Below are 24539 nucleotides of genomic sequence, written 5' to 3'. Positions count from 1 at the left end.
CGCTGTCACAAACCGTCGTCCTGTTCAGTCAATTAGTTGGGGACCACCGCACATGGAGAGCGTGAACGAGAACGAGAACGAGCGACACGAGCCACACGAGCGAAGGGGCAACAGCCATGGACCACATCACCGTCGTCGGCGGCGGCTTCGCCGGACTCACCGCGGCCATCTCGGCGGCCGAGTCGGGCGCCAGAGTGACCGTCTTCGAGGCCCACCACACCTTCGGCGGGCGGGCCCGCACCTCCGAGGGGCCGTACCGCGCCAACGAAGGTCCGCACGTCTTCTACCATCGCGGCCCGCACTGGGCCTGGCTCCGGCAGCGCGATCTCCTCGGCCCCATGGCGCGCGTACCGGCCATCGAGGGCGCCCGTCTGCGCTTCCACCGCGACGGCGCACTCCGTAAAGCCCCGCCCTTCGGCCTGCTCAAGGCGAGTCGCAGCCGGGCCGAACGGGCGCCCGTGGACGTCGACTTCCACACCTGGGCCACCGAGCGGCACGGCCACGACGCGGCTGTCGCCGCCGCCCGCTACGCCGCCGTCGCCCTCTTCCACCACGACCCCGGCTCGCTCTCCGCCGCCTTCGTCCAGGAACGGCTCCGGCGCGCGGCCACCATCCCGCCGGAGGCGCACATCGCAATCGGCGGCTGGAGCCAGGTCGTCGAGCGGCTGCTCGCGCGGGCCTGGAATCTGGGCGTACGCGTCGAGACCGTCGCCCGCGTCGACACCCTCCCCGAGGACGGACCGGTGATCGTCGCGACCTCGCTCGACTCGGCCCGGCTGCTGCTCGCCGACGACTCACTGCGGTGGGAGAGCGGGCGCACCGCGCTGCTGGACCTGGGGCTGACCACGCGCAGGGGCGACCCCTTCGTCATCTGCGACCTCGACGCGCCGGGCTGGCTGGAGCGGTTCACCGCCGCGGACCCCTCGCTCGCACCGGCCGGGGAACAACTGCTCCAGGGCCAGTTCCCGGTGGGCCCCGGCGAGTCCGGGACCGTGGGCATCGCGCGCGCGGAGGCTCTGCTCGACCTGGGCTTCCCCGACTGGCGTGAACGGGCGGTGTGGCGGCGCCAGTCGCTCGCCGCCGGCCGTACGGGAGCGGTCGACCGGCCGGGCACCACCTGGCGCGACCGGCCGCGCATCGACCGGGGCGACGGCGTCTATCTCGTCGGCGACCAGGTCGCCGCGCCGGGCGTGCTGTCCGAGGTGTCGTTCAACAGCGCCATCGAGGCGGCGTCGCTCGCGGTGCGCCGACTCGACGCCGTACGGCTCCGCCACTCCGCCTGACCGCACCCGACCTGAACCTCGGTCCGCCTGACCGAAGTCCGCCTGACCGAAGTCCGCTTGACCTCAAGCCCGCTTGAGGTCGGAGGCTGGCTCCCGTACCCGACACCTGGGCACACCGCACCGGGCCGCACGCGCACACGCGACCGCGCCGCGCCCGGACACCACGAGGGAGCCAGCCATGCACGCCATCCGCCTCCACGCCTTCGGGCCCGCCGAGAACCTGGTCCACGAGCGGACCGACGACCCCGTCCCCGGCCCCGGCCAGGTCCGGATCGCCGTCGCCGCGGCCGGGGTCCACCTGCTCGACTGCGCGCTGCGCGAGGGCATGACCGGCCCGTATCCCGCGCCCGCCGAACTGCCCACCATCCCCGGCCGCGAAGTCGCGGGCACGGTCGACGCGCTCGGCGAGGGCACCGAACCCAGCTGGCTCGGCAAGCAGGTCGTCACCCATCTGGGCATGGTCCCCGGCGGTTACGCGGAACTCGCCGTCGCCGACGCCGCCAAGCTCCACGAGACCCCCGCCAACCTGGACGCCGCCGAGGCCGTCGCCATGATCGGCACCGGCCGCACCACCATGGGCATCCTCCAGTTCACCACCCTCGGCCCCGAGGACGTCGCGATCGTCCCCGCCGCCGCCGGTGGCATAGGCACCCTCCTCGTCCAGTACGCGAAGAACGTCGGCGCCACCGTCATCGGACTGGCCGGCGGCCCCGTCAAGGTGGCGCGTGTCCGCGAGAACGGCGCCGACCTCGCCGTCGACTACACACGGCCCGACTGGTCGGAGACCGTCCGCGCCCATCTCGCGGGCCGCCCCGCGACCGTCGTCTTCGACTCCGTCGGCGGCGACACCGCCCGCGCCGCCGTCGACCTCCTCGGCAAGGGCGGCAGACACATCGTCTTCGGCTGGTCCGGCGAAGGCATCCACGACGGCGAGCCGCTGAACTACACGGAGGAGGAGCAGGCGGCGCGCGGCATCACCTCCGAGGGCGTCCTGGGCCCCGTGATGATCCAGAAGGCGGGCGGCAGCGTACGCACGCTGGAGGACCGCGCCCTGGCCGAGGCCGCGGCGGGCCGGCTCCGCCCCGCCGTACAGCGCTTCCCGCTCGCCGAAGCCGCCGCCGCGCACCGCGCGTTGGAGACGCGCGGCACGATGGGCAAGGTGGTGCTGGAGCCGCCGCTCAGCCGTCCGGGCGTCTGAGGACCGACCGACGACCCGAATCAGGCGGACGGCGGACGGGAAGCCTCCACCGGCCCGGCCGGCGGCTCGCCGGACCGCTCCGCCAACCGCTCCGCCAGCCGGTCGAGTCCACCCTTGATCAGCTGCCCGTACCCGTCGTCGCCCAGCGCCCCCACCGCGTCGAGCCCGCGCGCCAGATGCTGACGCGCCAGGTCCCACTCGCCGAGGCGCCGGTACACATCCCCCAGATTGAGATGCAGCGACGGGTAGAACGCGGCCACCGGGCTCGCCACCCCCGCACGCCGCGCCCGCTCGTCCGAGACCAGGTCCGCCGCCTCCAACGCCCTCAGGTCCCAGACCAGTTCCTCCCGTGGATCGTCCTGGACATCCGCCATGGAGTGGGCCAGCGCGCATATGTGGAACGGGTCGCCGTCCGCGCCCAGCCGGCCCCAGACACCGGCGAACACCCGCCGGGCGGCGTCCCGTTCACCGCGCTGCCCCAGCTCCATGCCACGCCCGATCTCGGCCATCACCGGATCGGGCTGCGGGCTGACAGCGCCCCCGGCCCCGGACTCGGAAACAGACTCGGCCTCGGGCACGATCTCGGACACAGGTCCCCCTCAGGAAAGTCGAAAGTCGACGTCATCCACACTCGTCACCGAGCGTAGCCACAGCCACTGACAATCCCGCCGACGATCCCCACCCCCGGCCTCAGAAACCGGCCTCAGAAACCGGCCTCAGAAACCGGTCTCAGGCACCACCCTCGGGGGCCGGCCTCAGGCACCGCCCTCCGACGCCCCCAGCCCCGCCAACTCCCCGTCCGTCAGCCGGAACACCGTCCACCCGTCCTGCGGCCGTGCCCCGAGCGCCCGGTAGAACTGGATCGACGGCTCGTTCCAGTCCAGCACCGACCACTCCAGCCGTTCGTACCCGCGCTCCACGCAGATCCGCGCCAGCTCCGTCAGCAGCGCCTTCCCGTGCCCGCCGCCGCGCAGCTCCGGACGGACGTACAGGTCCTCCAGATAGATGCCGTGCACCCCGCGCCATGTCGAGAAGTTCAGGAACCACAGCGCGAACCCCGCCACCGCGCCCTCGTCAGTCTCCGCGATGTGCGCGTACGCGGCGGGCCGCTCGCCGAACAGCGCCTCGCGCAGCTGCTCCTCGGTCGCCCGCGCCTCGTCCGGGGCCTTCTCGTATGCCGCCAGTTCACGGATCATCGCGTGGATCACCGGAACGTCAGCGGCCGTCGCCGTACGAATCATGACCGCAGCCTGCCTGTTCGGCGGCTATCGCGCCAACAGCGCCCGGCCCACGGCGGCCGACACCGGCTCAAGCACCCGCTCCCCGCCGTGGATGTCCCACAGGCAGTTCTGTAGGACCCGCCCCAGCGTCCACGCCCGCGCGCGCCCCCGCTCCAGCCCCATGACCCCCGTCATCAGGTCGAACCTCCCAAGGATGTCGCCCTCGTCGAACCGGTTGATCAGGGCGGGCAGCAGCTCGAAACCCGGATCCCCCGCCAGCGGCTTCGGGTCGATCGCCAGCCATGGCTCACGGGTCCCGCCCCCGGTGTCCGGCAGGGGCGCGAGCACGTTCTCGAAATGCAGATCCCAGTGCAGCAGCCGGTCACCCGGTTCGCCCGCCACCTCACGTACGGCCGCCGCGCAGTCCAGGAGCAGTCGCCGCTCCGCGCCGTCGGCGAGCGACCGCGCCGCCGCCGGTGTCCGGTCGAGCATCGCCTCCGCGATCTCCCCCAGCCGGCGCAGGTCCGCCGGCGCGGGCGCCGCCGTCAGCCGGGCCAGCAACCCGGCGATGACGGTCACCCCGTCCCGTACGGCGACACCGCTCAAGTCCCGTGCCGGGTCCAGCCGTTCCAACAGGAGCGTGCCCGACTCCGCGTCGTACTCCAGCAGCCGCACCGCGCCGTCGCCGTCCCACACGCGCAGCGCCACCGGTTCACCGGCCGTCTCCGCGTCGACGTCCTGGAGCTTCAGTACCGCCGGCGTACCGTCCGCCCGCTCCACCGGCAGGACGAGCGCGCACACGCCGTGCATCGACGGGCCCGCCGTACGCCGCAGCTCCCACCTCTTGAGGAAGTCGGCCGCACGCGCCGGGAGGGCGGCGACGAACGCGCTTCCCCGTGTTCTCGCCAACTCCGCCGGAATCTCCACGACACCCAGCCTACGAGCGCTCCCCGGACGCCTCCCCCATGGGTGAATCACCCCATGCGCCGCCCTCTCCGCAAGGCCGCCCACCTCACCCGGGCTTGGGTCAGGACCGCTCCCGGCACCTACCTCTGGCTCGCGGCCCTCTTCGTCACCACCGTCGCCCTGCACCGCGTGTCCCCGCCTCTTCAGGAGGACTTCCTGCGCCGGCGCTCCACCAACCTCCACCAGCTCTCCCAGAACCCCGTCCGCGTACTGGTCACCGGCGCCTTCTGGATCGACGGCGGCCGATGGCTCCCGTACGCGGCCCTCCACACGGTCGTCCACGCCCCCGCCGAACACTGGCTCGGCACCCGCCGCTGGCTCGCCACGGCGGCCACCGCACACGTCGGCGCCACCCTCGTCGGCGAGGGCGTCCTCAGCTGGGCGATCCACCAGGGCCGCGCGCACGAGGCCGCAGGCGACACGCTCGACGTGGGCGTCGGTTACGCGCTCGCGGGCGTCGCCGCCGTCCTCACCTACCGGATCGCCCCGCCGTGGCGATATCCGTATGGAGGCGCCGTCGTGATCCTCCACGGCGTCCCGCTCCTCGCCCGCCCCGACTTCACCGACATCGGGCACTTCAGCGCCGTCCTCATCGGCCTGGCCTGCTACCCCCTCGCCCAGGGCCACCCCGCCACCCCGTACCTGGACACAAGTGCGAAACGCGGTGTACGAACACCCTCATGAGCAGCAGCACCATCAACGGCGGTATCTCCTTCTGGTACGCCCAGGACGGCATACCGGCGCCCCGCGAACCCCTCCCCGGCGACACCACGGCCGACATCTGCGTCGTCGGCGGCGGCTTCACCGGGCTGTGGACGGCCTACTACCTGAAGAAGGCCGCGCCCTTCCTCAACATCACCGTCCTGGAAGGCAAGTTCTGCGGATACGGCGCCTCCGGGCGCAACGGCGGCTGGCTCTACAACGGCATCGCGGGCCGCGACACCTACGCCCTCAAACACGGCCACGACTCCGCCGTCCGACTCCAGAGGGCCATGAACGACACCGTGGCCGAGGTCGTACGCGTCGCCGCCGACGAGTCGATCGACGCCGACATCCACCAGGGCGGCGTCCTGGAAGTCGCGTACACCCCGGCGCAACTGGCCAGGCTCAAGGACTTCCACACCACCGAGATCGCCTTCGGCGAGACGGACCGCGTCCTGCGCGGCGCGCGCGAGACGGCGGAGCGCGTACGGGTCACCGGAGCCGTCGGCTCCACCTGGACCCCGCACGGCGCCCGGCTGCACCCCGTCAAACTTCTCAAGGGCCTCGCCGCGGCCGTCGAGGCGCTGGGCGTCACGATCCACGAGTCGACGCCGGTCACCGAGATCAAGCCCAAACACGCGATCACCCCGTACGGCACGGTCCGCGCGCCGTACATCCTGCGCTGCACCGAGGGCTTCACCGCCGGCCTCAAGGGCCAGCGCCGCACCTGGCTCCCCATGAACTCCTCGATGATCGCCACCGAACCGCTGCCCGCCAGGATCTGGGACACCATCGGCTGGGACGGCCGCGAAACCCTCGGCGACATGGCGCACGCCTACATGTACGCGCAGCGCACCGCCGACGACCGCATCGCCATCGGCGGCCGGGGGGTCCCGTACCGCTACGGCTCCCGCACAGACAACGACGGCCGCACCCAGCCCGCCACCATCGCCGCCCTGCGCGACATCCTGGTCCGCTTCTTCCCCACCACGGCGGGCGTCCGCATCGACCACGCCTGGTCCGGCGTCCTCGGCGTCCCGCGCGACTGGTGCGCCACGGTGACCCTCGACCGCGCCACCGGCCTCGGCTGGGCGGGCGGCTACGTCGGCTCGGGCGTCGCCACGACCAACCTCGCGGCCCGCACCCTGCGCGACCTGATCCAACAGGACTCCGGCCAGGCGGGCCCCACGGACCTCACCGCCCTGCCCTGGGTCAACCACAAGGTCCGCAAATGGGAACCGGAACCCCTGCGCTGGCTGGGAGTCCACACCCTCTACGCGGCCTACCGCACGGCGGACCGCCAGGAGACGAAGTCCCCCACCCTCCACACCCCCCGCCTGGCCCGCACGGCCAACCGCATCGCGGGCCGCCACTGACACCGCAGCGTCCGCTGAACACAGAACCCCAGCCCGGACGTGGTCCGGGCTGGGGTTCGTCGGAGCCCCCTGTCGGATTCGAACCGACGACCTACGCATTACAAGTGCGTTGCTCTGGCCAGCTGAGCTAAGGAGGCGTGCGGGAAAACTATAACCGGCACGGATCACAGGTCGGCCGGGAATTTCATCCTGGTTCACCTACTGACAGATCTTGAAACGCCAGGTAGCGTCACCTCAAGTTCATCCAGGTGGACTAGACCCATCCTCCGCCTTCCGGCGCGGGAGCCATTCCTTTACTCGGATCGTCCGGCACGTTCCTGCCGGTGAAGGGACCACATCACCATGGCCACTGTTCAGTTCGACAAGGCGACCCGTGTGTACCCGGGTTCCACCAAGCCCGCCGTCGACCAGCTTGAGCTCGACGTCGCGGACGGCGAGTTCCTCGTACTCGTCGGGCCCTCCGGCTGCGGCAAGTCGACCTCCCTGCGCATGCTCGCGGGTCTGGAGGACGTCAACGGCGGCGCCATCCGCATCGGTGACCGCGATGTCACGCACCTGCCGCCGAAGGACCGGGACATCGCGATGGTGTTCCAGAACTACGCGCTGTACCCGCACATGTCGGTCGCCGACAACATGGGCTTCGCGCTGAAGATCGCCGGCGTCAACAAGGCCGACATCCGTAAGAAGGTCGAAGAGGCCGCGAAGATCCTCGACCTCACCGAGTACCTGGACCGCAAGCCGAAGGCGCTCTCCGGTGGTCAGCGCCAGCGTGTGGCCATGGGCCGCGCCATCGTGCGTGAGCCGCAGGTGTTCCTCATGGACGAGCCGCTGTCGAACCTCGACGCCAAGCTCCGTGTGTCGACCCGTACGCAGATCGCCTCGCTCCAGCGCCGCCTGGGCATCACGACGGTGTACGTCACGCACGACCAGGTCGAGGCCATGACCATGGGTGACCGGGTCGCCGTCCTCAAGGACGGTCTGCTCCAGCAGGTCGACTCGCCGCGCAACATGTACGACCGTCCCGCCAACCTCTTCGTCGCCGGCTTCATCGGCTCCCCGGCCATGAACCTGGTCGAGGTCCCGATCACCGACGGCGGCGTGAAGTTCGGCAACAGCGTCGTCCCGATCTCCCGCGAGGCGCTGTCCGCCGCGGCCGACCGCGGTGACAGCACCGTCACCGTCGGTGTCCGCCCGGAGCACTTCGACATCGTCGAGCAGGGCGGCGAGGCCGCGAAGTCGCTGTCGAAGGACACCGCCGACGCGCCGGCCGGTCTGGCCGTCACCGTCAACGTCGTGGAGGAGCTGGGCGCCGACGGTTACGTCTACGGCGACGCGCAGGTCGGCGGCGAGCACAAGGACCTGGTGGTCCGGGTCAACGGCCGCGCCGTTCCCGACAAGGGCGCCAAGCTGCACGTCGTGCCGCGTCCGGGCGAGACGCACGTCTTCGCCTCGTCCACCGGTGAGCGCCTCAGCGACTGACCGAGGACCGACCTGAAGAACGTACTAACGGCCCCGCACTTCGGTGCGGGGCCGTTTGCTTGTGCCGCCCAAGCGGACAAATACCCCGGCACATCGGCCATTTCGAATCGTGTGCGTCAACACCCGATTCGAAAAGACCAGTCGAACCATCCCTCACCCGAGTGACTAAATGTCGCCAAATCATCACTGACCGCTACGCTCGCCTGCGTGACCCACACTGCCCGCCGAATCGGCCGAAGTCTCGCCCTCGTACTGCCCGTCGTCCTCGTACTCTCCGGAACCCTGGCGGTCGCGACCGTCCCGTGGGCGGCGAAGAGCTCCGACGCGCAAATCCTCACCGCCTCCTCGGACAAGGCGTCCGTACGCGCCAAGTCCCGTGCCCCGCAGGACGTTCTCCGCGACAAGCTGCTCGTGGAGCTCCAGGAGAAGGACCCGGGGATCGCCCTGACCCACCTCCAGCGCCAGATCGAGGAGCGCCCCTCGCTCGCCAAGCACTGCATGTCCCTGGCCCGCGCCCTCGGCCGCGCCGCCGTCGCGCACTACGGACCCACCCGCGCCCAGTCGTTCTCCCGCCCCGTCTGCGACACCTCGTTCGCCTACGGGGTCTCCCAGCAGACCGCGGGGCACTGACCGCCGGCTCCCCGGCCGGCCCGCCTATCGTTCACGGCATGATGACGTTTCCGACGCAGGCCGTGGTCCTCGCGGGCGGCCAGGGGTCGCGGCTGCGCCCGTACACCGACGACCGTCCCAAGCCGATGGTCGAGATCCCCGGCACGGGGACCCCGATCATCGGCCATCAACTCGCCTGGCTGGCCGCCGAGGGCGTCACCGACGCCGTGGTCTCGTGCGGCCATCTCGCCGAGGTGCTCCAGGAGTGGCTGGACGCGTCCGAACTCCCGCTGCGTGTCACGACCGTGGTGGAGAAGGAGCCCCTGGGGCGCGGCGGTGGCCTCAAGTTCGCCGCCGCCCGGCTGCCCGAGCCCGAGCAGCCCTGGTACGCCACGAACGGCGACATCTGGACCCGCTTCTCCCTGCGTGAGATGGCCGCGTTCCACGCCGAGCGCGATGCCACCGCGACGCTCGCCCTCGCCCGGCCGCGGATTCCCTGGGGTGCCGTGGAGACCGACGAGTTCGGCCATGTGCTGGACTTCATCGAGTCGCCGCCGTCGCCGTATCTGATCAACGCCGGTGTGTACGTGTTCTCCTCGGCGTTCGCGAGTCTGCTGCCCGACCGCGGCGACCACGAGCGGACGACCTTTCCCCGGCTGGCGCGCGAGCGCAGGCTGGCGGGCTTCCCGCTGCCGCAGGGCGCGTACTGGCGGGCCATCGACACCGCGAAGGACCTCACGGAGGCCGCCAAGGAGCTGGCCGCCGCCGCGCGTTGAGCCAATCCGCGCCCATGCGTCGCGTCGACCGCTTCTGACGGGCCCTGCGCGACCTCGGAGCCGTACGGCCACCCCCGGAGCCGTACGAAGACGTCCCAGGCCCGCAAACGGGCGCACAGCACGCACGAGGGCGGCCACCCGATCCCACCGGGTGGCCGCCCTCGTACGTGCGCAACGTCCCCCGGCGTCAGCCGAGCAGACCGCCGATCGGATTCCTGGCTCCGCCACCGCCGCCGGTGGACGAGCCGCCGCCACCGCCCGTGGTGCCGCCGCCGTCGCCGCCGCCACCGGTCGTGCCGCCGCCCTGGCCGCCGCCCGTCGAACCGCCGCTCGTCGCGGGGCCCTGGCTGCTCGACGGCGGTGGTGCCTGCTCCTGCGTCTGCGGGGGCGCCTGGCCGGTGCCCTGGGACTGGCTGGGCTGGCCGCCCGTGCCGGCCCCGCCGGGCCGGCGCGCCGGTGCCTCGCCCGGCTTCGACTCCTCGGCCGCGGGCCCGCTGGTCTGGCCGGCCGTCGGCGCCGCGCTGCCGCCGCTCTGCCGGGCCTCACCGGTGGGTGAGCCGGACGCGCTGCTCTTGCCGGACTTCTGAGGCAGCGGCGATCCGGGCAGCTGGTTGACCGGGTTGTTCGGTCCGGGCACCGTCACCATCTCCGTGGACCGTACGGCTCCGCCGAGCATGGAACCGATGAGCAGCGTCAGACCGATGACGACGGTCGCCACGACCGCGCCGCGCCGCAGGACACGGCGCCGCAGGTCCCTGAGGGGAGAGCGCGGTCCGAGCTTGCGCCATGCCTCGCCCGCGAGGCGGCCGTCCACCGAGTAGACGGGGGCGCCCGCGATGATCAGCGGTGACCAGGCGGCCAGATAGATGATGTCGGGCGCGTCGTAGACGGGGACGGTGCGCCAGCTGACGGTGAGGATCAGCGCGGCCGAGAGCAGCGCCCCGAAGGAGGCCGCGAGCCGCTGCCAGAGGCCGAGGACGGTGAGCACACCGGCGACGACCTGGAGGAACGCGACGCTGAGCCCGGCGCCGACGGGGTGCGAGAGGGCGAAGTCGCGCAGCGGTTCGGCCAGCGCCCACGGCTGTAGCGAGGTGAGCCAGGCGACCATGGAGCCGCGCTTGCCGCCGTCGAAGTAGACGGGGTCGCAGAGCTTGCCCATGCCCGCGTAGATGGAGATGAGACCGAGGAAGACGCGGAGCGGCAGAAGCACCACGCCGAGGTTCATCCGGCGGCCGGGGTAGTAGGCGTGCCGTACGGCGGCCTCGGAGGCCGCGATGTCGTGCCGGCCGCCGTGATCACGGCCGCCGTCGCGGTCGAAGTCACGCTCGAAGTCGCGCTCGTACTCGCGGTCGTCCCGGTCGTCGTGCCCGCCGCGGTGGCGCGCGCCGCCCGTGCCGTACGGGTCGTACTCCGGGGCGTCGTACGCGCCCACCGCCTGCCGCATGGGCGGCAGCAGCGGGGTGTCGGACCCCGCGCCGCCACCGGGGCGCGGCACGCGGGGTGTCGGCATGGTGTCGTCGCCCAGGTCGATCCGCGGGATGACCTGGGTGGAGCCGGTGGCCCCCCTGTCGTACGGGCCGCCCGGCGCTTCGGCGAGGGCCGCGCCCGCCGCTGTCGCGGAGGAGTTCCGTACGGCCTGGAGGAGCCCGGTGGCTCCGAGGTCGCCCGGTTCCGACCGGCCGCTCCAGACGACGGGGGCCCGGCGGCGCGCCGCGCCTCCGCCGCCGCTCATCGCGGGGATCCGCGCGGTGTCCGCCGTGGCGCGTGCGGGGCTGGGGCGCTGGCTCGACGCGAGCTTCACCCGAAAGCTGGCGTGGTTCACGATGACCTGCGCGGGATCGCAGTCCACCTTGACCATGCTCAGCGGGGGCTGTTCTTCGAACCCGGGCCGGGGCGTTCTGGTGTCCACACTCATCTAACCGAGTGACTTGTGTTTAGGACACTGCCTTGACGGCCGGGAAATGTCCGAGACCCGTCAAGAGAGCCGGGATGGGCACATCTGTACGGAGGTAACGCCATCCGGCCCAGTCGGCGTACGGGCGACCGCCCGCCCGCTCAGGAGCGCCGGCGGGCCGCCTCGTACAGCACCACTCCCGCGGCGACACCCGCGTTCAGCGACTCGGCGCCGCCCGGCATCGGGATCCGCACCCGGTAGTCGCACGTCTCGCCGACCAGCCGCGACAGGCCCTTGCCCTCGCTGCCGACCACGATCACGACCGGTCCGCCGAGCGCCGGGAGGTCGCCGACCTCGGTCTCGCCGTCGGCCGCGAGACCGACGACGGTCAGACCGGCCTTCTGGTAACTCTCCAGCGCGCGCGTCAGGTTGGTGGCGCGGGCGACGGGCGTACGGGCGGCGGTGCCGGCCGAGGTCTTCCACGCGCCCGCGGTCATCCCGGCGGCACGCCGCTCGGGCACGACGACGCCGTGACCGCCGAAGGCGGTGACGGAGCGGACGACGGCGCCGAGGTTGCGCGGGTCGGTGATGCCGTCGAGCGCGACGATCAGCGGGTCCTCGCCGTCGTCGAAGGCGGCGGCGGCCAGGTCCTCGGGGTGCGCGTACTCGTACGGCGGGACCTGGAGCACCATGCCCTGGTGGTTGAGGCCGTTGGTCATACGGTCCAGCTCGGGCCTGGGCGCTTCCATCAGATGGATGCCGCCGCGGTCGGCGGCGAGTTGCAGGGCCTCACGTACGCGCTCGTCGTTCTCGATGTACTGCTGTACGTAGAGCATCGTGGCCGGTACGCCGTCGCGCAGCGCCTCGTAGACCGGGTTGCGGCCGACGACCATCTCGCTGGCGCCCTTGCCGCCGCGGCGCGCGACCTGGCGGCGGGCGGTCAGCTTGGCCTTGGAGTTGGCGACCCGGTTCTGCACATGGCCCTTGCGGGCGGACGCGGGCGGTGTCGGGCCCTTGCCCTCCAGCCCGCGGCGTCGCTTGCCACCGCTGCCGACCTGCGCGCCCTTCTTGTTGGACGTGCGGCGGTTCCTGCGTTGGCTGTTCCCGGCCATGACCTACCTGTTTCGTTGCTTCCGTCGGTTCGTGAGGACGTCACTTCGTTCACGACTTCGTTTCACGTCTTCGTTTCACGTCTTCGTTCGCGGTCGTTCGACACCGCGTTCACGTGAGTGTGCCGCCCGGCGGCCGGACAGCACAATCCGGCCCCGGGGCACGGTGCGACCCGGCCTCTTCAGGAGGTCGCGGCGCTCGCCCCGCTCAGCGCGGTCCCAGCGTCCACCGCGGGCCAGCCGGACCGTCCTCGATGACGAGTCCGGACTGCTGGAGTTGGTCGCGGATGGCGTCCGCCGTGGCCCAGTCCTTGCGGCCACGCGCGGCCTCGCGCTGGTCGAGCACCAGTCGTACGAGGGTGTCGACCACCCCGTTCAGCCTGTTGCCCTCGCCGTCGGAGCCGCCCTCGCCCGCGCCCGTTCCCGTCCAGTGTGCGTCCAGCGGGTCCAGACCGAGAACTCCGAGCATCGCGCGGACCTCGGCGAGACGGGCGACGGCCGCCTCCTTGTCGTCGGCGGCGAGCGCCGAGTTCCCCTGCCGGACCGTGGTGTGGATGATCGCGAGGGCCCCGGGAACCCCGAGGTCGTCGTCCATCGCCTCGGCGAAGGCGGGCGGGACCTCGTCGGCCGGCTCGACGGTGTGACCGGCCAGCTCGATGACGCGCTGGACGAAGCCCTCGATCCGCCCGAACGCGGACTCGGCCTCGCGCAGGGCCTCCTCGCTGTACTCGATCATCGAACGGTAGTGCGGGGTGCCGAGGTAGTAGCGCAGGACGATGGGCCGCCACTGCTTGACCATCTCGCTGACCAGGACCGAGTTGCCGAGCGACTTCGACATCTTCTCGCCGCTCATGGTGACCCAGGCGTTGTGCATCCAGTACTCGGCGAAGTCGTCGCCGTACGCCTTGGCCTGCGCGATCTCGTTCTCGTGGTGCGGGAAGATCAGGTCGAGGCCGCCGCCGTGGATGTCGAAGGCGCTGCCGAGGTACTTGTGCGCCATGGCGGAGCACTCCAGGTGCCAGCCGGGCCGGCCGCGGCCCCACGGCGTCTCCCAGTCGGGCTCGCCGGGCTTGGTGGACTTCCACATCGCGAAGTCGCGCTGGTCGCGCTTGCCCGTCTCGCCCTCGCCGGAGGGCTGGCGCAGATCGTCGATGTCCTGGTTGGAGAGCTGGAGGTACTCCGGGAAGGACCGCACGTCGAAGTAGACGTTGCCGTCGCTCGCGTAGGCGTGGCCGCGCTCGATGAGGCCGCGCATCATCTCGATCATCTCGGGGATGTGCCCGGTGGCGCGCGGCTCGTAGGTGGGCGGCAGGCAGCCCAGCACGTCGTAGCCGGAGTTGAAGGCGCGCTCGTTCTCGTACCCGATCGCCCACCAGGGGCGGTTCTGGACGGCCGACTTCGCGATGATCTTGTCGTCGATGTCGGTGACGTTCCGTACGAAGGTCACGTCGTAGCCGCGGTAGCTGAACCAGCGCCGCAGGATGTCGAAGTTGAGCCCCGACCTGATGTGCCCGATGTGCGGTGCGGCCTGCACGGTGGCGCCACAGAGGTAGATCGAGACACAGCCCGGAACGAGCGGGGTGAAGTCACGGGTCTGCCGGGCGCCGGTGTCGTACAGCCGAATGGTCACGCGACAAGGGTAGTGCTCCGGAGACAGTGCCCCGGGCCCCTTGGGGCCACGGGACACCGAAGCGTGACGTTGGCCGTGCCGGACGGCCCTCGTCAGAGGCTTCCGGAGCGCCGGCCGCCGCCGCCCGGGGCGCTGTCCGGCATCGGACAGTCGCGTGTACGGGGCGGACGCGGCGTGCGCCCGGGGCGCCCGGGGCGCCCGGTGGCCGTCAGATGCGGCCGACGACCTTGCGCGGCGTGATGCGGATGACGACGCGCTCGCCCTCCCCCGCCCCCTTGGGGTTGAAGTCGGCGTACAGCTTGCCCGTGTACTTGACGGACAGCTCGTCGATCAGCTCCTGACCGCCCTCCGTACTGAGGGTGGCCGAGCCGCGGATCTCCGCGTACCGGTACGGGTCGTCGAAGGGCTGGAACATGACCGTCACCCTCGGGTCCCGGCGCAGGTTCTCCTCCTTACGGCGGCCGACGGCCGTCGAGACGAGGATGTCCTCGCCGTCACGCTTCACCCAGACCGGTGAGACCTGTGGGCTGCCGTCGGGCTGGATGGTGGCGATGGCGACGAAGACGGTGCCGTCGAGGAGCTGCTTGAGCTCGTCGGAGAGAACAGCGACTGCCATGAATGGTGCCTTCCTGTGGAGGGGTTCACCGCGGGTGCCGGAATCCGGCGCTGTCCCCTCAACCGCCGTCGGCCCCACGGTATTTCGGGCCACGCCGATCACGGGGCGAGCAGGCGGACGCGGCGCGCGAATCGACGGGACGGCCGGGTCAGCGCGGCGGGCGGGTCAGCGCTCGCGTACGAGCAACGCCGTGGCGATGGCCGCCAGGCCTTCGCCACGTCCGGTCAGCCCGAGCCCGTCGGTGGTCGTGCCGGACACGGAGACGGGTGCGCCGGCCGCTTCCGAGAGCGCCTTCATGGCCTCGGCGCGCCGCTTGCCGATCTTCGGCCGGACACCGATGACCTGGACGGCGATGTTGCCGATGACGAAGCCCTCGGCGCGGACGATCCTGGCGGCTTCCTTGAGGAGGGTGACACCGGAGGCGCCGGACCACTCGGGCCGCCCGGTCCCGAAATGCGCGCCGAGGTCGCCGACACCGGCGGCGGAGAACAGCGCGTCGCAGGCGGCGTGGGCGGCCACGTCGCCGTCGGAGTGCCCGGCGAGGCCCTGGCCGTCGTTCTCGGGCCCGTCCCACAGCAGGCCGGCGCACCACAGCTCACGCCCGGCCTCGAAGGCGTGCACATCCGTACCGATGCCGACCAGCGGCAGACCGGCGGGCGCGGGTCCCACGGACTCAGAATCCATCGTTGGCCCTCCTGCGGGCGAGTACGGCCTCGGCGAGCAGCAGGTCCAGCGGCCGGGTCACCTTGAACGCCTCCTCGTGGCCGGGCACGACCACGACGGGCTCACCGAGCTGTTCGACGAGCCCGGCGTCGTCGGTCGCGCCCTCGCCGGCGAGCGGCTGGCTCAGGTGCGCGCGTACGAGCGTGTCCCGGTCGAAGCCCTGCGGGGTCTGTACGGCGCGGAGCCTGGCGCGCTCGGGGGTCGCGACGACGGGCTCGGGCTGGTCCTTCGCGCCGGGCTCGACCTCCTTGACGGTGTCGGCGAGCGGCAGGGCGGGGACGACGGCGGGCGCGCCGCCCCGTACGGCGTCGACCACCGCGTCGACGGTGTCCACCGGCACGAGGGGGCGGGCCGCGTCATGGACGAGAACGGAGGTGATGTCCTCCGGCAGGGCCTCCACGCCACGCCGTACGGACTCCTGGCGGGTCTCGCCGCCGGGCACCACGAGGTAGTCGGTACGCACGGGCAGCGAGTGCTCACCGAGGAGCAGTTTCACCGCCGCGGTGTCCTCGGGCGGGGCCACCACGACCACGAGGGAGACCGCGCGGGAGGCCGCCATGGCCCGTACCGCGTGGACCAGCATCGGGGTGCCGCCCAGGGTGCGGAGCGCCTTGGGGGCGCCGGGGCCGAGCCGTATGCCACGGCCCGCGGCGGGGATCACGGCGGCGGTGCGGTGTCGGCTCGATTCGTCTGACATCGGTTGCACTCCGGCAGGTTTGTTTCCTCGGCCGACATGGGTATGGCCCCAAGCGTGCCGGGCGCGGCACCTTGACCGGAACCCTTCCGTGACACCGGTCGAGACCAGCTGCGCCAGCTGCCCCGGGCCCGGCACACCAGGATCGGGCCGGAATCAGGCCAGAATCGGGCGGGGAATTCGGTGGATGTGACGGGGTGTCACAGCCGAGTAGATCTTAGGGCCAGTCAGGGCTCATGAAGAGATTCCGCTTGTGAGATTCCCCAGGCCGAGGTCCTTCGGGCATGCCGCAGTGCCCGGCAACACAGCGTGGGAATCACTGCTGGTCAGCGGGCACCGCGGCATTGATGCAATTAATCCGGCTCGTCCGGGTCACGACTCGATGCACGACCCGGTCAGAACTCGGTCAGGACGCGAGAACCTCGTCGAGCAGAGCCTCGGCCTTGTCTTCGTTCGTGTTCTCCGCGAGAGCCAGCTCGCTCACCAGAATCTGGCGCGCCTTGGCGAGCATGCGCTTCTCACCTGCGGAGAGTCCACGCTCTCGTTCCCGACGCCAGAGGTCGCGGACCACTTCGGCGACCTTGATGACATCGCCGGAGGCGAGCTTCTCAAGATTTGCCTTGTAGCGCCGGGACCAGTTCGTCGGCTCTTCTGCGTACGGCGCCCTCAGCACCTCGAAGACCCGGTCCAGCCCATCCTGACCGACCACGTCGCGCACTCCGACGAACTCCGCATTGTCCGCCGGGACACGAACCGTCAGGTCGCCCTGGGCGACCTTGAGCACCAAGTAGGTCTTGTCCACGCCTTTGATCTGACGAGTTTCGATAGCCTCGATCAGCGCGGCCCCGTGATGGGGATAGACCACGGTGTCGCCAACCTTGAACGTCATGTGACAGGTACCCCTTCCGTGGCTATCCAGGGTAACACGGGAACGGCCTCTTCTGAATGGCGTTTTCGCAGGTCAGGACGGTTCTCGGGGCTTGACAACAGCAATAGGAACGTGCTGCGAGCGGCTTCCGGAAGCGGGTATTCGCAGGTGGGAGCCACTGTGAAGCCGGACGGAAACACGCGCGTTCCACCGCTCCGAACCCCATCCTGATGGGGTGAACCTCCCCATTTGTCGGATTCCACGGGGCGAACTTCCCATGCTCCGTTCGGATGTCGGTCACATGTGCGGACGGAAGTGTGAACCCAATCCGAATTTGATCACCGGAGTCCGCGCCGCGCTATGCGGCGCTATTCGTAAGGAATGTGTGTCGGGTCGGGGAATTGATCACCGGACTTATGTGAACGGCGTACCAAACACACCGTCGGCGCTCACTTTCCCCTTCCACCCAAGCCGCCGCCGAAGCCGCCACCGGCACTCCGCCCGCACTCCCCCGGCACCCCGCGGGAGCCTGCGCAGCGCCTGCCGGGCGCAGTTGAGGGCGGGTCGGGTGCGGAGGCGCGACGGGGGCTCGGTAACCTGAGCCCGCTGAACCATCGTTAGCCGTCCGCAGCCCGCCCGTACGTCCAAGGAGTTGCCGCCACCGTGAGCCGCAGCCTTCGACGCGGCACCCTCGCCGCGTCTGCCATCGCGTTCTCGATCGCCTCGCTCGCCGCGTGCGGTGCCGGCAACGACGCGCAGACGCTCGGCGTCCGACCTGACAACGCCGCGACCTCCATCGGCAAGATCACCATCCAGAACGCCACGGTCGTCACCCAGCCGAAGGCCGAAGCGGGCGCCCCCGCCGCCATCACGGCGAAGGTCTTCAACAACGGCGGCAGCCGCCAGACGCTCGACGCGATCACGCTGCCGGACAGCGGCACGACGGTGAAGATCACCCCGGCCAAGGGCAAGGGCCCGGTCACGGTCCCCGCCAACGGCTCGATCCTGATCGGCGGCGAGGGCAACGTGTCCGCCGTGATCGACGGTGGCGACGAGGCGGCGCGCAACGGCGACGCCCAGCGGGTCGTGTTCCAGTTCAGCGACACCGGCGACGTCGAGCTGGACGCCTTCGTGGTGCCCGCGACCGGCCCCTTCACCGGCTTCGGGCCGAGCGCGACGCCCTCGCCGTCGGCGAGCGCGTCCGAGAGCCCGGCCGGATCGCCCTCCGGATCGCCGTCCGGGGAGACCGGGACGCCCGGCGGCGAAACCGGCGAAACCGGCGCGACCGAGGGCGCCACCGAAGAGGGCACCGTCGAGGGCGCGGACCAGGGCACCGACCAGGGCGACGCGGCCACGGCGTCGGACGCCGCGTCGGCGTCCTCGGACACCGAGCACTGACCCGCGGGCTTCAGGGCCCCGGGCCGGGGTCCTGGGCCGGAGTACCGGGCACCTACGTATGAGGACGCCGTACCGGCATGCCGGTACGGCGTCCTCATACGTAGGTCAGGGCGATGGTGACGGTTTATGGCTCGAACTTGTAGCCGAGACCGCGCACCGTCACCAGATACCGCGGCGCACCCGGATCGGGCTCGATCTTGGCGCGCAGCCGCTTGACGTGGACGTCGAGGGTCTTGGTGTCCCCCACGTAGTCCGCGCCCCAGACCCGGTCGATCAGCTGCATACGGGTCAGCACACGGCCCGCGTTGCGCAGCAGCATCTCCAGGAGGTCGAACTCCTTCAGCGGCAGGTCGACCTTGCCGCCGGAGACCGTCACGACGTGGCGGTCCACGTCCATCCGGACCGGCCCCGCCTCCAGCGCGGCCGGCGCGACCTCCTCCGGCTCGCCCCTGCGGCGCAGCACCGCGCGGATGCGCGCCACCAGCTCCCGCGAGGAGAAGGGCTTGGTCACATAGTCGTCGGCTCCTATTTCCAGGCCGACGACCTTGTCGATCTCGCTGTCCTTGGCGGTCACCATGATCACCGGGACATTGGACTTCCCGCGCAGTTGCCGGCACACCTCGGTGCCGGGCAGACCGGGCAGCATCAGGTCGAGGAGGACGAGGTCGGCGCCGTTGCGTTCGAACTCGTCGAGCCCCGCGGGCCCGGTGGTCGCGATGGCGACCTCGAAGCCTTCCTTGCGGAGCATGTAGGAAAGAGCGTCGCTGAAGGATTCCTCATCCTCGACGACGAGCACTCGGGTCACGGAAGGACCTCCGGGGCAGGGATCTCAGTCGATTGGTCAAGATCGTTGACGTCGTGATGAAAGCGGCGCTGGGCGACTTCGTCCGGGCCGGTGGGTGTGCGGTCCCGTCCGGCGCCCGCCACGGGGAGCCTCAGGGTGAAGGTGGAGCCCTGGCCTTCGGAGCTCCACATCGTGACCTCCCCGCCGTGCGAGGCGGCCACGTGCTTGACGATGGCCAGGCCGAGGCCCGTACCACCGGTGGCCCGCGAGCGGGCCGGGTCAACGCGGTAGAACCGCTCGAAGACGCGCTCGCGGTCCTTCTCGGAGATGCCGATCCCCTGGTCGGTGACGGCTATCTCGATCAGATCCCCGCCGGGTGCGGCCACGTGCCGGGCCGCGATACCCACACGAGTGCGGGCCGGGGAGTAGTTGACGGCGTTCTCGACGAGGTTGCCGAGGGCGGCGGCCAGCTGGCCGCGGTTACCCCAGACTCGCAGATCGGCGGCGCCTCCGGCTGCCATCGTGATCTGCTTCGTGGAGGCGGCGTGCCGGGACCTGTCGATGGCCTCGGCGACCAGTTCCTCCACACGTACCGGTTCGGCGTCCTCCAGCGGGTCGTCGTTCTGCACCCGGGAGAGGTCGATGAGTTCCTGTACGAGGTTGGTGAGCCGGGTCGCCTCGATCTGCATACGGCCGGCGAAGCGGGTGACCGCCTCGGGGTCGTCGGAGGCGTCCATGACGGCCTCCGAGAGCAGGGAGAGCGCCCCGGTGGGGGTCTTCAGCTCATGGCTGACATTCGCCACGAAGTCACGCCGGACCGCTTCGATCCTGCGCGCCTCCGTGAGGTCCTCGACCAGGAGCAGGACGAGCCGGGAGCCGAGCGGTGCCACCCGGGCGGAGACCGCCAGGGCCTCGCCGCGGCCGGTGCCCCGCCGGGGCAGATCCAGCTCGACCTGGCGTATCTCTCCGTCGCGGCGGGTGTCGCGCGCCATGTGCAGCATCGGGTCGACGGCCAGCTTGCCGCCCCTGACCAGGCCCAGCGCGTACGCGGCGGAGCTGGCCTTGACCACCGAGTCGGACTCGTCGAGCACGACCGCGGAGGAGCGGAGAACGGAGAGCACCGTGTCGACGCCGGGCGGAAGGCCCGCTTCCGTGTGCAGTGAGCTACGGGTGGGCCTGGCCTGGTCGCGCTCGCTCCAGCGGAACGCCAGCATGGCGATCACGCCGGTACACGCCCCGGCGATCGCTGCCAATGCGGCGACTGCCGCGTTCACGTCCATGCACTCAGGTTAAGCGGGTCAAGTGACACTCTCCCAGCCGTACAGGTGTCTCCTCGAACACTCGTCGCCCAGAGTTCACCGTGGAGAAAGTGCCGGTTCACTTGGGAGGGAGCATCCGGACTCCTGACGGCTCGAACGTGGGAGCGTGGGGGTCGGACAGCCCCCCGCCCCTGGCGGTCCGTCGGCGTCCGTGCGACGAGGACAGCGCTGTTGGGGGGGCCTTCCGGCGTACTCAGACGACTCCTCAGGCGACTTCCGACAACCCCGGAACACCAGCAGGAAAATCCAGAGAGGGACACCCATGCGGGACGCGTACCACGAGGAACTTGACTCGATCGGCGAGGACCTGGTCGAGATGGCCCGACTGGTCGGGTCGGCGATCGGGCGCGCCACCACGTCCATGCTCGACGCGGACCTGAAGCTCGCCGAGAGCGTGATCGCCGCCGATCAGCGGGTCGACGACCTCCAGCACGACCTGGAGGCCAGGGCCATCGCCCTGCTGGCGCGGCAGCAGCCGGTCGCCACGGATCTGCGGATCGTCGTCACGTCGCTGCGGATGAGCGCGGACCTGGAGCGCTCGGGCGACCTGGCGCAGCACGTCGCCAAGCTGGCGCGCCTCCGCTTCCCGGCCCACGCCGTGCCGCACGACCTGCACGCGACCATCCTGGAGATGGGGCAGCTCGCGCAGCGGCTGATGGCGAAGGCGGCCGAGGTCATCATCACCAAGGACGTCGATCTGGCGCTCCAGCTGGAGCAGGACGACGACGAGATGGACCTGCTGCACCGCACGCTCTTCCAGCACCTGATGGACGACCGCTGGAAGCACGGCATCGAGACGGCGGTGGACGTGACGCTGCTCGGCCGCTACTACGAGCGGTTCGCCGACCACGCGGTATCGGTGGCCAAGCGGGTCGTGTACCTGGTGACGGGTGAGCACGCGGACGAGATCCAGCAGGCGGAGGCGCCGGTCGAAGGCGCCTGACGGCTCGGTCCTTCTCAGGGGGTCTCAGGGGGAGCACGGGGGTGTGACGGGGGCGCGTTGGGGGGCGCCTGCGCGCATGCGCCGTTGATGCGCCCACCACCGTGGGGCTGCAATGGGCGTGGACGCCACCCCGTACGCCCGTGCACACCTTCGAGGAGGAACCCATGGCCGACTCCCCCATGACCGGGACCCAGCAGGACGCATCTGTCGAACGGGTACGGCCGCCGGTCCTCGGCGCCTGCGGCTGCGGCTCGGGCTGCGGCTGCGGCTGCCAGTCGGGCGCGCCGTGCGCCTGCGGGGGCAGCTGCGGCTGACAAGGACAAGGGCCCGGTCCGGTGGTGGACCTCCACCCGGACCGGGCCCTGCTACAACAACGGCCCAGAGACGGCCGGGACAGCCTTCCTCGGACTAGGAGCTGACGGGCAACTCGCGAGCTCGCCGCCGTGCTTGGGCCCGTAGTTCCTTCAGGCGGCTGTGATACGCGTTGTGACGGTTCTGGTCGAGGTTCAGCGGGAGGTCGAGCTGGGAGATGAGCTGTGACTCCAGCTCCCACGGCTCGTCCCGCTCCATCCAGCACACTCGCGCGTTGTCCGCCATCCACTGACTCAGGGTGGCCTCGCCCACCTTGCCGAAGGTCATCCGCTTACCGCTGCCCACGCGTCGCAGCTCAAGTCCGAGCAGGCACCCCAGAGTGAGTCGCAACGTCGAGCCGGCCGCGTTGCCCCGGTAGTGATAGCGCACCCGCTTGCGCAAGTTCTGGGTACTGGTCCGGTTCGCCATGTACCGCGGGGCTATCCCGACGTAGAGCAGGCGCCCGGCGTCCAGATCTGGGCTGGGTGGCTGCTTGAAGTGCCACCCGTAGACCCCTGCCAGTGCCGGGAGAGGGCTGGGGCGCACCAAGACCTCTTGCGCCGACCACAACCGGTCGGGACTGACGAGAGGGGTAGCTTCCACGAAGCCTCCAGTCGCGGCATGGCTGATGGTCGCAGGTTACTGGTAACCGCTGACAGGATGCCCTGCCGCGAACGTGCGCGGGGCCTGGGTCGACTCCCGTCGGGGCGGTTCGGGGCTCCGTTACGGGGCCCGGTACGTCGGCCCGGACGGCACGGAGAAGTTCCCGCCGGTCGAGGTCACGTCGCCGTGCAAGGCCGCGGGCGGGCCACCTGTGACCAACCGGCTCATCCTCACGGACCCGCGCGGCGGTCACGTCTGGCGAACCTCGCTGAACGAGGAGGCGTGGAGACCGGCTCGGGCCTCGGCGGGGGTCATCCCGGTGTCTGCGGCCGGCGCGGCGCACGCCGAGTCACGCGAGAACGGCATGCATGTGATGCGGCACTTCTACGCGTCGGCGCTGCTGGACGCGGGGGAGAGCATCAAGGCGCTCGCCGAGTACCTAGGGCACTCGGACCCCGGCCTGACACTGCGGGCGTACGCCACCGGATGCCGTCGAGCCAGGAGTCCTTCGTACTCGCGAAGGACTAGTAGAAGACGTAGAACAGCGAGTCAGGGAAGTTCAAGTCAGCGAAGAAGAGTCCGAAGAAGAACCCGGATCACAAGGACGGATACTTGAGAGTATTAGTTACGCGTGGGAGACTCGCATCTAGTTAGCTCTAGATGGCTTCATCCGGCTCTGGATAGCTTACTGAGCTGCGAGTACTAGAACGACCGAGGACCTGGATCCGGCAGCAACCAGATCCAGGCCCTCACGCAGTCAGCGAGCTCGGTCGCCTAGAAGCAGACCGAGCTCGCTGCATGTGCAGCACCCGATCCCGACCGTTCTCGCGCGTGACTCGCTCATCGAGCGAGCTGCATCACGCCGGTAGCGAGAGCCACCAGTAGGCCCCCTCCCGCAAGCCAGACCTGCCATCTCTCGGCACTGGTCCACCTACGGAGCTCGTCCTTTTCGAGACTCACCTCTACCACCTGCCCTTCTCCTCCAGCCGACCCGATTTTCGGGCCGGAGCCTTGGAACTCACGCGCTCTCACACGGAGTTCAGGGGAGGATCAGACGAGGCGGCACCAGCATACCGGTCACATCGCCGTCCACCGAGGCGCTCAGGAACCCTTGACAACAGCTCTGAATCTCTCCCACGGCCCACAGACGGCCCAGGCCCACGAAAAGCCCCCCACCACGCGGAGAACCCGCAGGTGGGGGGCTTCTTCAGCTCTGCCTACTTCTTCTTGCCCTGGTTCTTCACGGCCTCGATCGCCGCCGCCGCCGCGTCCGGGTCCAGGTAGGTGCCGCCCGGCTTCACCGGGCGGAAGTCCGCGTCCAGTTCGTAGGCGAGCGGGATGCCCGTGGGGATGTTGAGGCCCGCGATGTCCGCGTCCGAGATGCCGTCCAGGTGCTTCACCAGCGCGCGCAGGCTGTTGCCGTGCGCGGCGACCAGGACCGTACGGCCCGTCAGCAGGTCCGGGACGATGCTGTCGTACCAGTACGGCAGCATGCGGACCACGACGTCCTTGAGGCACTCGGTGCGCGGGCGCAGCTCCGGCGGGATCGTCGCGTAGCGCGGGTCGTCGCTCTGGGAGAACTCGGTGCCGTCCTCCAGCTCCGGCGGCGGGGTGTCGTACGAGCGGCGCCAGAGCATGAACTGCTCCTCGCCGAACTCGGCGAGGGTCTGCGCCTTGTCCTTGCCCTGGAGCGCGCCGTAGTGGCGCTCGTTCAGGCGCCAGGAGCGGCGGACCGGGATCCAGGAGCGGTCGGCGGACTCCAGTGCCAGCGTCGCGGTGCGGATCGCGCGCTTCTGGAGCGAGGTGTGCAGGACGTCCGGCAGCAGACCGGCGTCCCTCAGCAGCTCACCGCCGCGCACGGCCTCCTTCTCACCCTTGTCCGTGAGGTTGACGTCCACCCAGCCGGTGAACAGATTCTTCGCGTTCCATTCGCTCTCGCCGTGGCGGAGGAGGATCAGTTTGTACGGTGCGTCGGCCATGGGCCCGAGCCTAATCGAA

General features: G+C 70.7%; 24 protein-coding genes, 1 tRNA gene and 1 pseudogene. 11 read left to right on the top strand and 15 right to left on the bottom strand.

Annotated elements, in window-relative coordinates:
• The first annotated feature begins 116 nt into the window (after positions 1 to 116).
• Both ACFYNU_RS12055 and ACFYNU_RS12050 read left to right on the top strand, forming a co-directional pair.
• Positions 117 to 1283, top strand: a complete 1167-nt coding sequence (locus tag ACFYNU_RS12055; RefSeq protein WP_356587230.1) for an NAD(P)-binding protein — start codon at positions 117 to 119, stop codon at positions 1281 to 1283.
• Positions 1284 to 1461: 178 nt separating this feature from the next.
• Entirely contained in the window at positions 1462 to 2481 is a 1020-nt protein-coding gene (locus ACFYNU_RS12050; RefSeq protein ID WP_356587232.1) for a zinc-binding dehydrogenase, read from the top strand.
• 20 nt (positions 2482 to 2501) lie between these two features.
• Here ACFYNU_RS12050 and ACFYNU_RS12045 read toward each other — a convergent pair whose 3' ends face one another.
• From ACFYNU_RS12045 to ACFYNU_RS12035, 3 genes are all read right to left on the bottom strand, one after another.
• A complete protein-coding gene (locus tag ACFYNU_RS12045; protein ID WP_356587234.1) occupies positions 2502 to 3071 on the bottom strand; it encodes a hypothetical protein in 570 nt (189 codons plus the stop codon).
• A 165-nt stretch (positions 3072 to 3236) separates the two neighbouring features.
• Positions 3237 to 3722, bottom strand: coding sequence for a GNAT family N-acetyltransferase (locus tag ACFYNU_RS12040; protein WP_356587236.1), 486 nt, complete (start codon positions 3720 to 3722; stop codon positions 3237 to 3239).
• 24 nt (positions 3723 to 3746) lie between these two features.
• Entirely contained in the window at positions 3747 to 4637 is an 891-nt protein-coding gene (locus ACFYNU_RS12035; protein ID WP_388766041.1) for an aminoglycoside phosphotransferase family protein, read from the bottom strand.
• A gap of 45 nt (positions 4638 to 4682) precedes the next feature.
• Between ACFYNU_RS12035 and ACFYNU_RS12030 the strand changes: the two genes are divergently transcribed.
• Positions 4683 to 5351 (top strand): rhomboid-like protein, encoded by a 669-nt coding sequence (locus ACFYNU_RS12030; protein WP_356587240.1) that lies wholly within the window; start codon positions 4683 to 4685, stop codon positions 5349 to 5351.
• On the top strand, positions 5348 to 6745 hold the full coding sequence (locus ACFYNU_RS12025; protein WP_356587242.1) for an FAD-dependent oxidoreductase: 1398 nt from the start codon (positions 5348 to 5350) through the stop codon (positions 6743 to 6745). Before ACFYNU_RS12030 ends, ACFYNU_RS12025 begins: the two co-directional genes overlap by 4 nt.
• Positions 6746 to 6808: 63 nt before the next feature.
• Here the strand turns inward: ACFYNU_RS12025 and ACFYNU_RS12020 are convergent.
• Positions 6809 to 6882 (bottom strand) — tRNA-Thr (locus tag ACFYNU_RS12020).
• A gap of 205 nt (positions 6883 to 7087) precedes the next feature.
• Here ACFYNU_RS12020 and ACFYNU_RS12015 point away from each other — a divergent pair.
• From ACFYNU_RS12015 to ACFYNU_RS12005, 3 genes are all read left to right on the top strand, one after another.
• Positions 7088 to 8224, top strand: a complete 1137-nt coding sequence (locus ACFYNU_RS12015) for a sn-glycerol-3-phosphate ABC transporter ATP-binding protein UgpC (RefSeq protein ID WP_356587244.1) — start codon at positions 7088 to 7090, stop codon at positions 8222 to 8224.
• A gap of 207 nt (positions 8225 to 8431) precedes the next feature.
• Entirely contained in the window at positions 8432 to 8854 is a 423-nt protein-coding gene (locus tag ACFYNU_RS12010) for a hypothetical protein (protein ID WP_023540742.1), read from the top strand.
• Between the two features lie 38 nt (positions 8855 to 8892).
• A complete protein-coding gene (locus ACFYNU_RS12005; protein WP_356587246.1) occupies positions 8893 to 9609 on the top strand; it encodes a nucleotidyltransferase family protein in 717 nt (238 codons plus the stop codon).
• Between the two features lie 187 nt (positions 9610 to 9796).
• On the opposite strand, the gene ACFYNU_RS12000 is transcribed toward ACFYNU_RS12005, so the two are convergent.
• The 7 genes from ACFYNU_RS12000 to ACFYNU_RS11970 form a co-directional block, all read right to left on the bottom strand.
• Positions 9797 to 11524, bottom strand: coding sequence for a DoxX family membrane protein (locus tag ACFYNU_RS12000; protein ID WP_356587248.1), 1728 nt, complete (start codon positions 11522 to 11524; stop codon positions 9797 to 9799).
• A 140-nt stretch (positions 11525 to 11664) separates the two neighbouring features.
• Positions 11665 to 12615 (bottom strand): 23S rRNA (guanosine(2251)-2'-O)-methyltransferase RlmB, encoded by a 951-nt coding sequence (rlmB, locus tag ACFYNU_RS11995; protein ID WP_356587250.1) that lies wholly within the window; start codon positions 12613 to 12615, stop codon positions 11665 to 11667.
• A gap of 205 nt (positions 12616 to 12820) precedes the next feature.
• Positions 12821 to 14242, bottom strand: a complete 1422-nt coding sequence (cysS, locus tag ACFYNU_RS11990; protein ID WP_356587252.1) for a cysteine--tRNA ligase — start codon at positions 14240 to 14242, stop codon at positions 12821 to 12823.
• Positions 14243 to 14450: 208 nt separating this feature from the next.
• On the bottom strand, positions 14451 to 14858 hold the full coding sequence (locus tag ACFYNU_RS11985; protein ID WP_356587254.1) for a PPOX class F420-dependent oxidoreductase: 408 nt from the start codon (positions 14856 to 14858) through the stop codon (positions 14451 to 14453).
• Between the two features lie 165 nt (positions 14859 to 15023).
• Positions 15024 to 15542: a 2-C-methyl-D-erythritol 2,4-cyclodiphosphate synthase gene (ispF, locus tag ACFYNU_RS11980; protein ID WP_356587256.1), complete on the bottom strand. Its 519-nt coding sequence runs from the start codon at positions 15540 to 15542 to the stop codon at positions 15024 to 15026.
• Positions 15532 to 16278, bottom strand: a complete 747-nt coding sequence (gene ispD, locus ACFYNU_RS11975) for a 2-C-methyl-D-erythritol 4-phosphate cytidylyltransferase (RefSeq protein ID WP_356587258.1) — start codon at positions 16276 to 16278, stop codon at positions 15532 to 15534. Before ispD ends, ispF begins: the two co-directional genes overlap by 11 nt.
• 403 nt (positions 16279 to 16681) lie before the next feature.
• Positions 16682 to 17164, bottom strand: coding sequence for a CarD family transcriptional regulator (locus ACFYNU_RS11970; protein WP_003953493.1), 483 nt, complete (start codon positions 17162 to 17164; stop codon positions 16682 to 16684).
• Between the two features lie 642 nt (positions 17165 to 17806).
• On the opposite strand from ACFYNU_RS11970, the gene ACFYNU_RS11965 reads away from it, so the two are divergent.
• Entirely contained in the window at positions 17807 to 18541 is a 735-nt protein-coding gene (locus ACFYNU_RS11965; protein WP_356587260.1) for a DUF461 domain-containing protein, read from the top strand.
• 124 nt (positions 18542 to 18665) lie between these two features.
• On the opposite strand, the gene ACFYNU_RS11960 is transcribed toward ACFYNU_RS11965, so the two are convergent.
• Together ACFYNU_RS11960 and ACFYNU_RS11955 are read right to left on the bottom strand one after the other, a co-directional pair.
• Positions 18666 to 19346, bottom strand: a complete 681-nt coding sequence (locus ACFYNU_RS11960; protein WP_189110519.1) for a response regulator transcription factor — start codon at positions 19344 to 19346, stop codon at positions 18666 to 18668.
• Positions 19343 to 20605 carry a cell wall metabolism sensor histidine kinase WalK gene (locus ACFYNU_RS11955; protein WP_023540732.1) on the bottom strand — a complete coding sequence of 421 codons (1263 nt, stop codon included), beginning with the start codon at positions 20603 to 20605 and terminating at the stop codon, positions 19343 to 19345. The genes ACFYNU_RS11960 and ACFYNU_RS11955 overlap by 4 nt, the downstream gene beginning before the upstream one ends.
• 301 nt (positions 20606 to 20906) lie before the next feature.
• Here ACFYNU_RS11955 and phoU point away from each other — a divergent pair, with 301 nt between their 5' ends.
• Together phoU and ACFYNU_RS11945 are read left to right on the top strand one after the other, a co-directional pair.
• Positions 20907 to 21587 carry a phosphate signaling complex protein PhoU gene (gene phoU, locus ACFYNU_RS11950; RefSeq protein ID WP_069625814.1) on the top strand — a complete coding sequence of 227 codons (681 nt, stop codon included), beginning with the start codon at positions 20907 to 20909 and terminating at the stop codon, positions 21585 to 21587.
• A gap of 164 nt (positions 21588 to 21751) precedes the next feature.
• Positions 21752 to 21901 carry a hypothetical protein gene (locus ACFYNU_RS11945; RefSeq protein ID WP_356587263.1) on the top strand — a complete coding sequence of 50 codons (150 nt, stop codon included), beginning with the start codon at positions 21752 to 21754 and terminating at the stop codon, positions 21899 to 21901.
• Positions 21902 to 21995: 94 nt separating this feature from the next.
• Here the strand turns inward: ACFYNU_RS11945 and ACFYNU_RS11940 are convergent, their stop codons facing one another.
• Positions 21996 to 22484: a GIY-YIG nuclease family protein gene (locus ACFYNU_RS11940; RefSeq protein WP_356587265.1), complete on the bottom strand. Its 489-nt coding sequence runs from the start codon at positions 22482 to 22484 to the stop codon at positions 21996 to 21998.
• Between the two features lie 211 nt (positions 22485 to 22695).
• Here ACFYNU_RS11940 and ACFYNU_RS11935 point away from each other — a divergent pair.
• Positions 22696 to 23069, top strand: a pseudogene (locus ACFYNU_RS11935) (tyrosine-type recombinase/integrase); the annotation flags it as partial.
• 689 nt (positions 23070 to 23758) lie between these two features.
• On the opposite strand, the gene ACFYNU_RS11930 reads toward ACFYNU_RS11935, so the two are convergent.
• On the bottom strand, positions 23759 to 24520 hold the full coding sequence (locus ACFYNU_RS11930; protein WP_356587267.1) for a phosphoglyceromutase: 762 nt from the start codon (positions 24518 to 24520) through the stop codon (positions 23759 to 23761).
• Between the last annotated feature and the right edge of the window lie 19 nt (positions 24521 to 24539).

This window comes from Streptomyces sp. NPDC006643 (assembly GCF_042870175.1).
Lineage (GTDB): Bacteria > Actinomycetota > Actinomycetes > Streptomycetales > Streptomycetaceae > Streptomyces.
The sequence above is the reverse complement of the archived record's forward strand: the minus strand, read 5'-3'. Positions and strand labels throughout refer to the sequence as shown.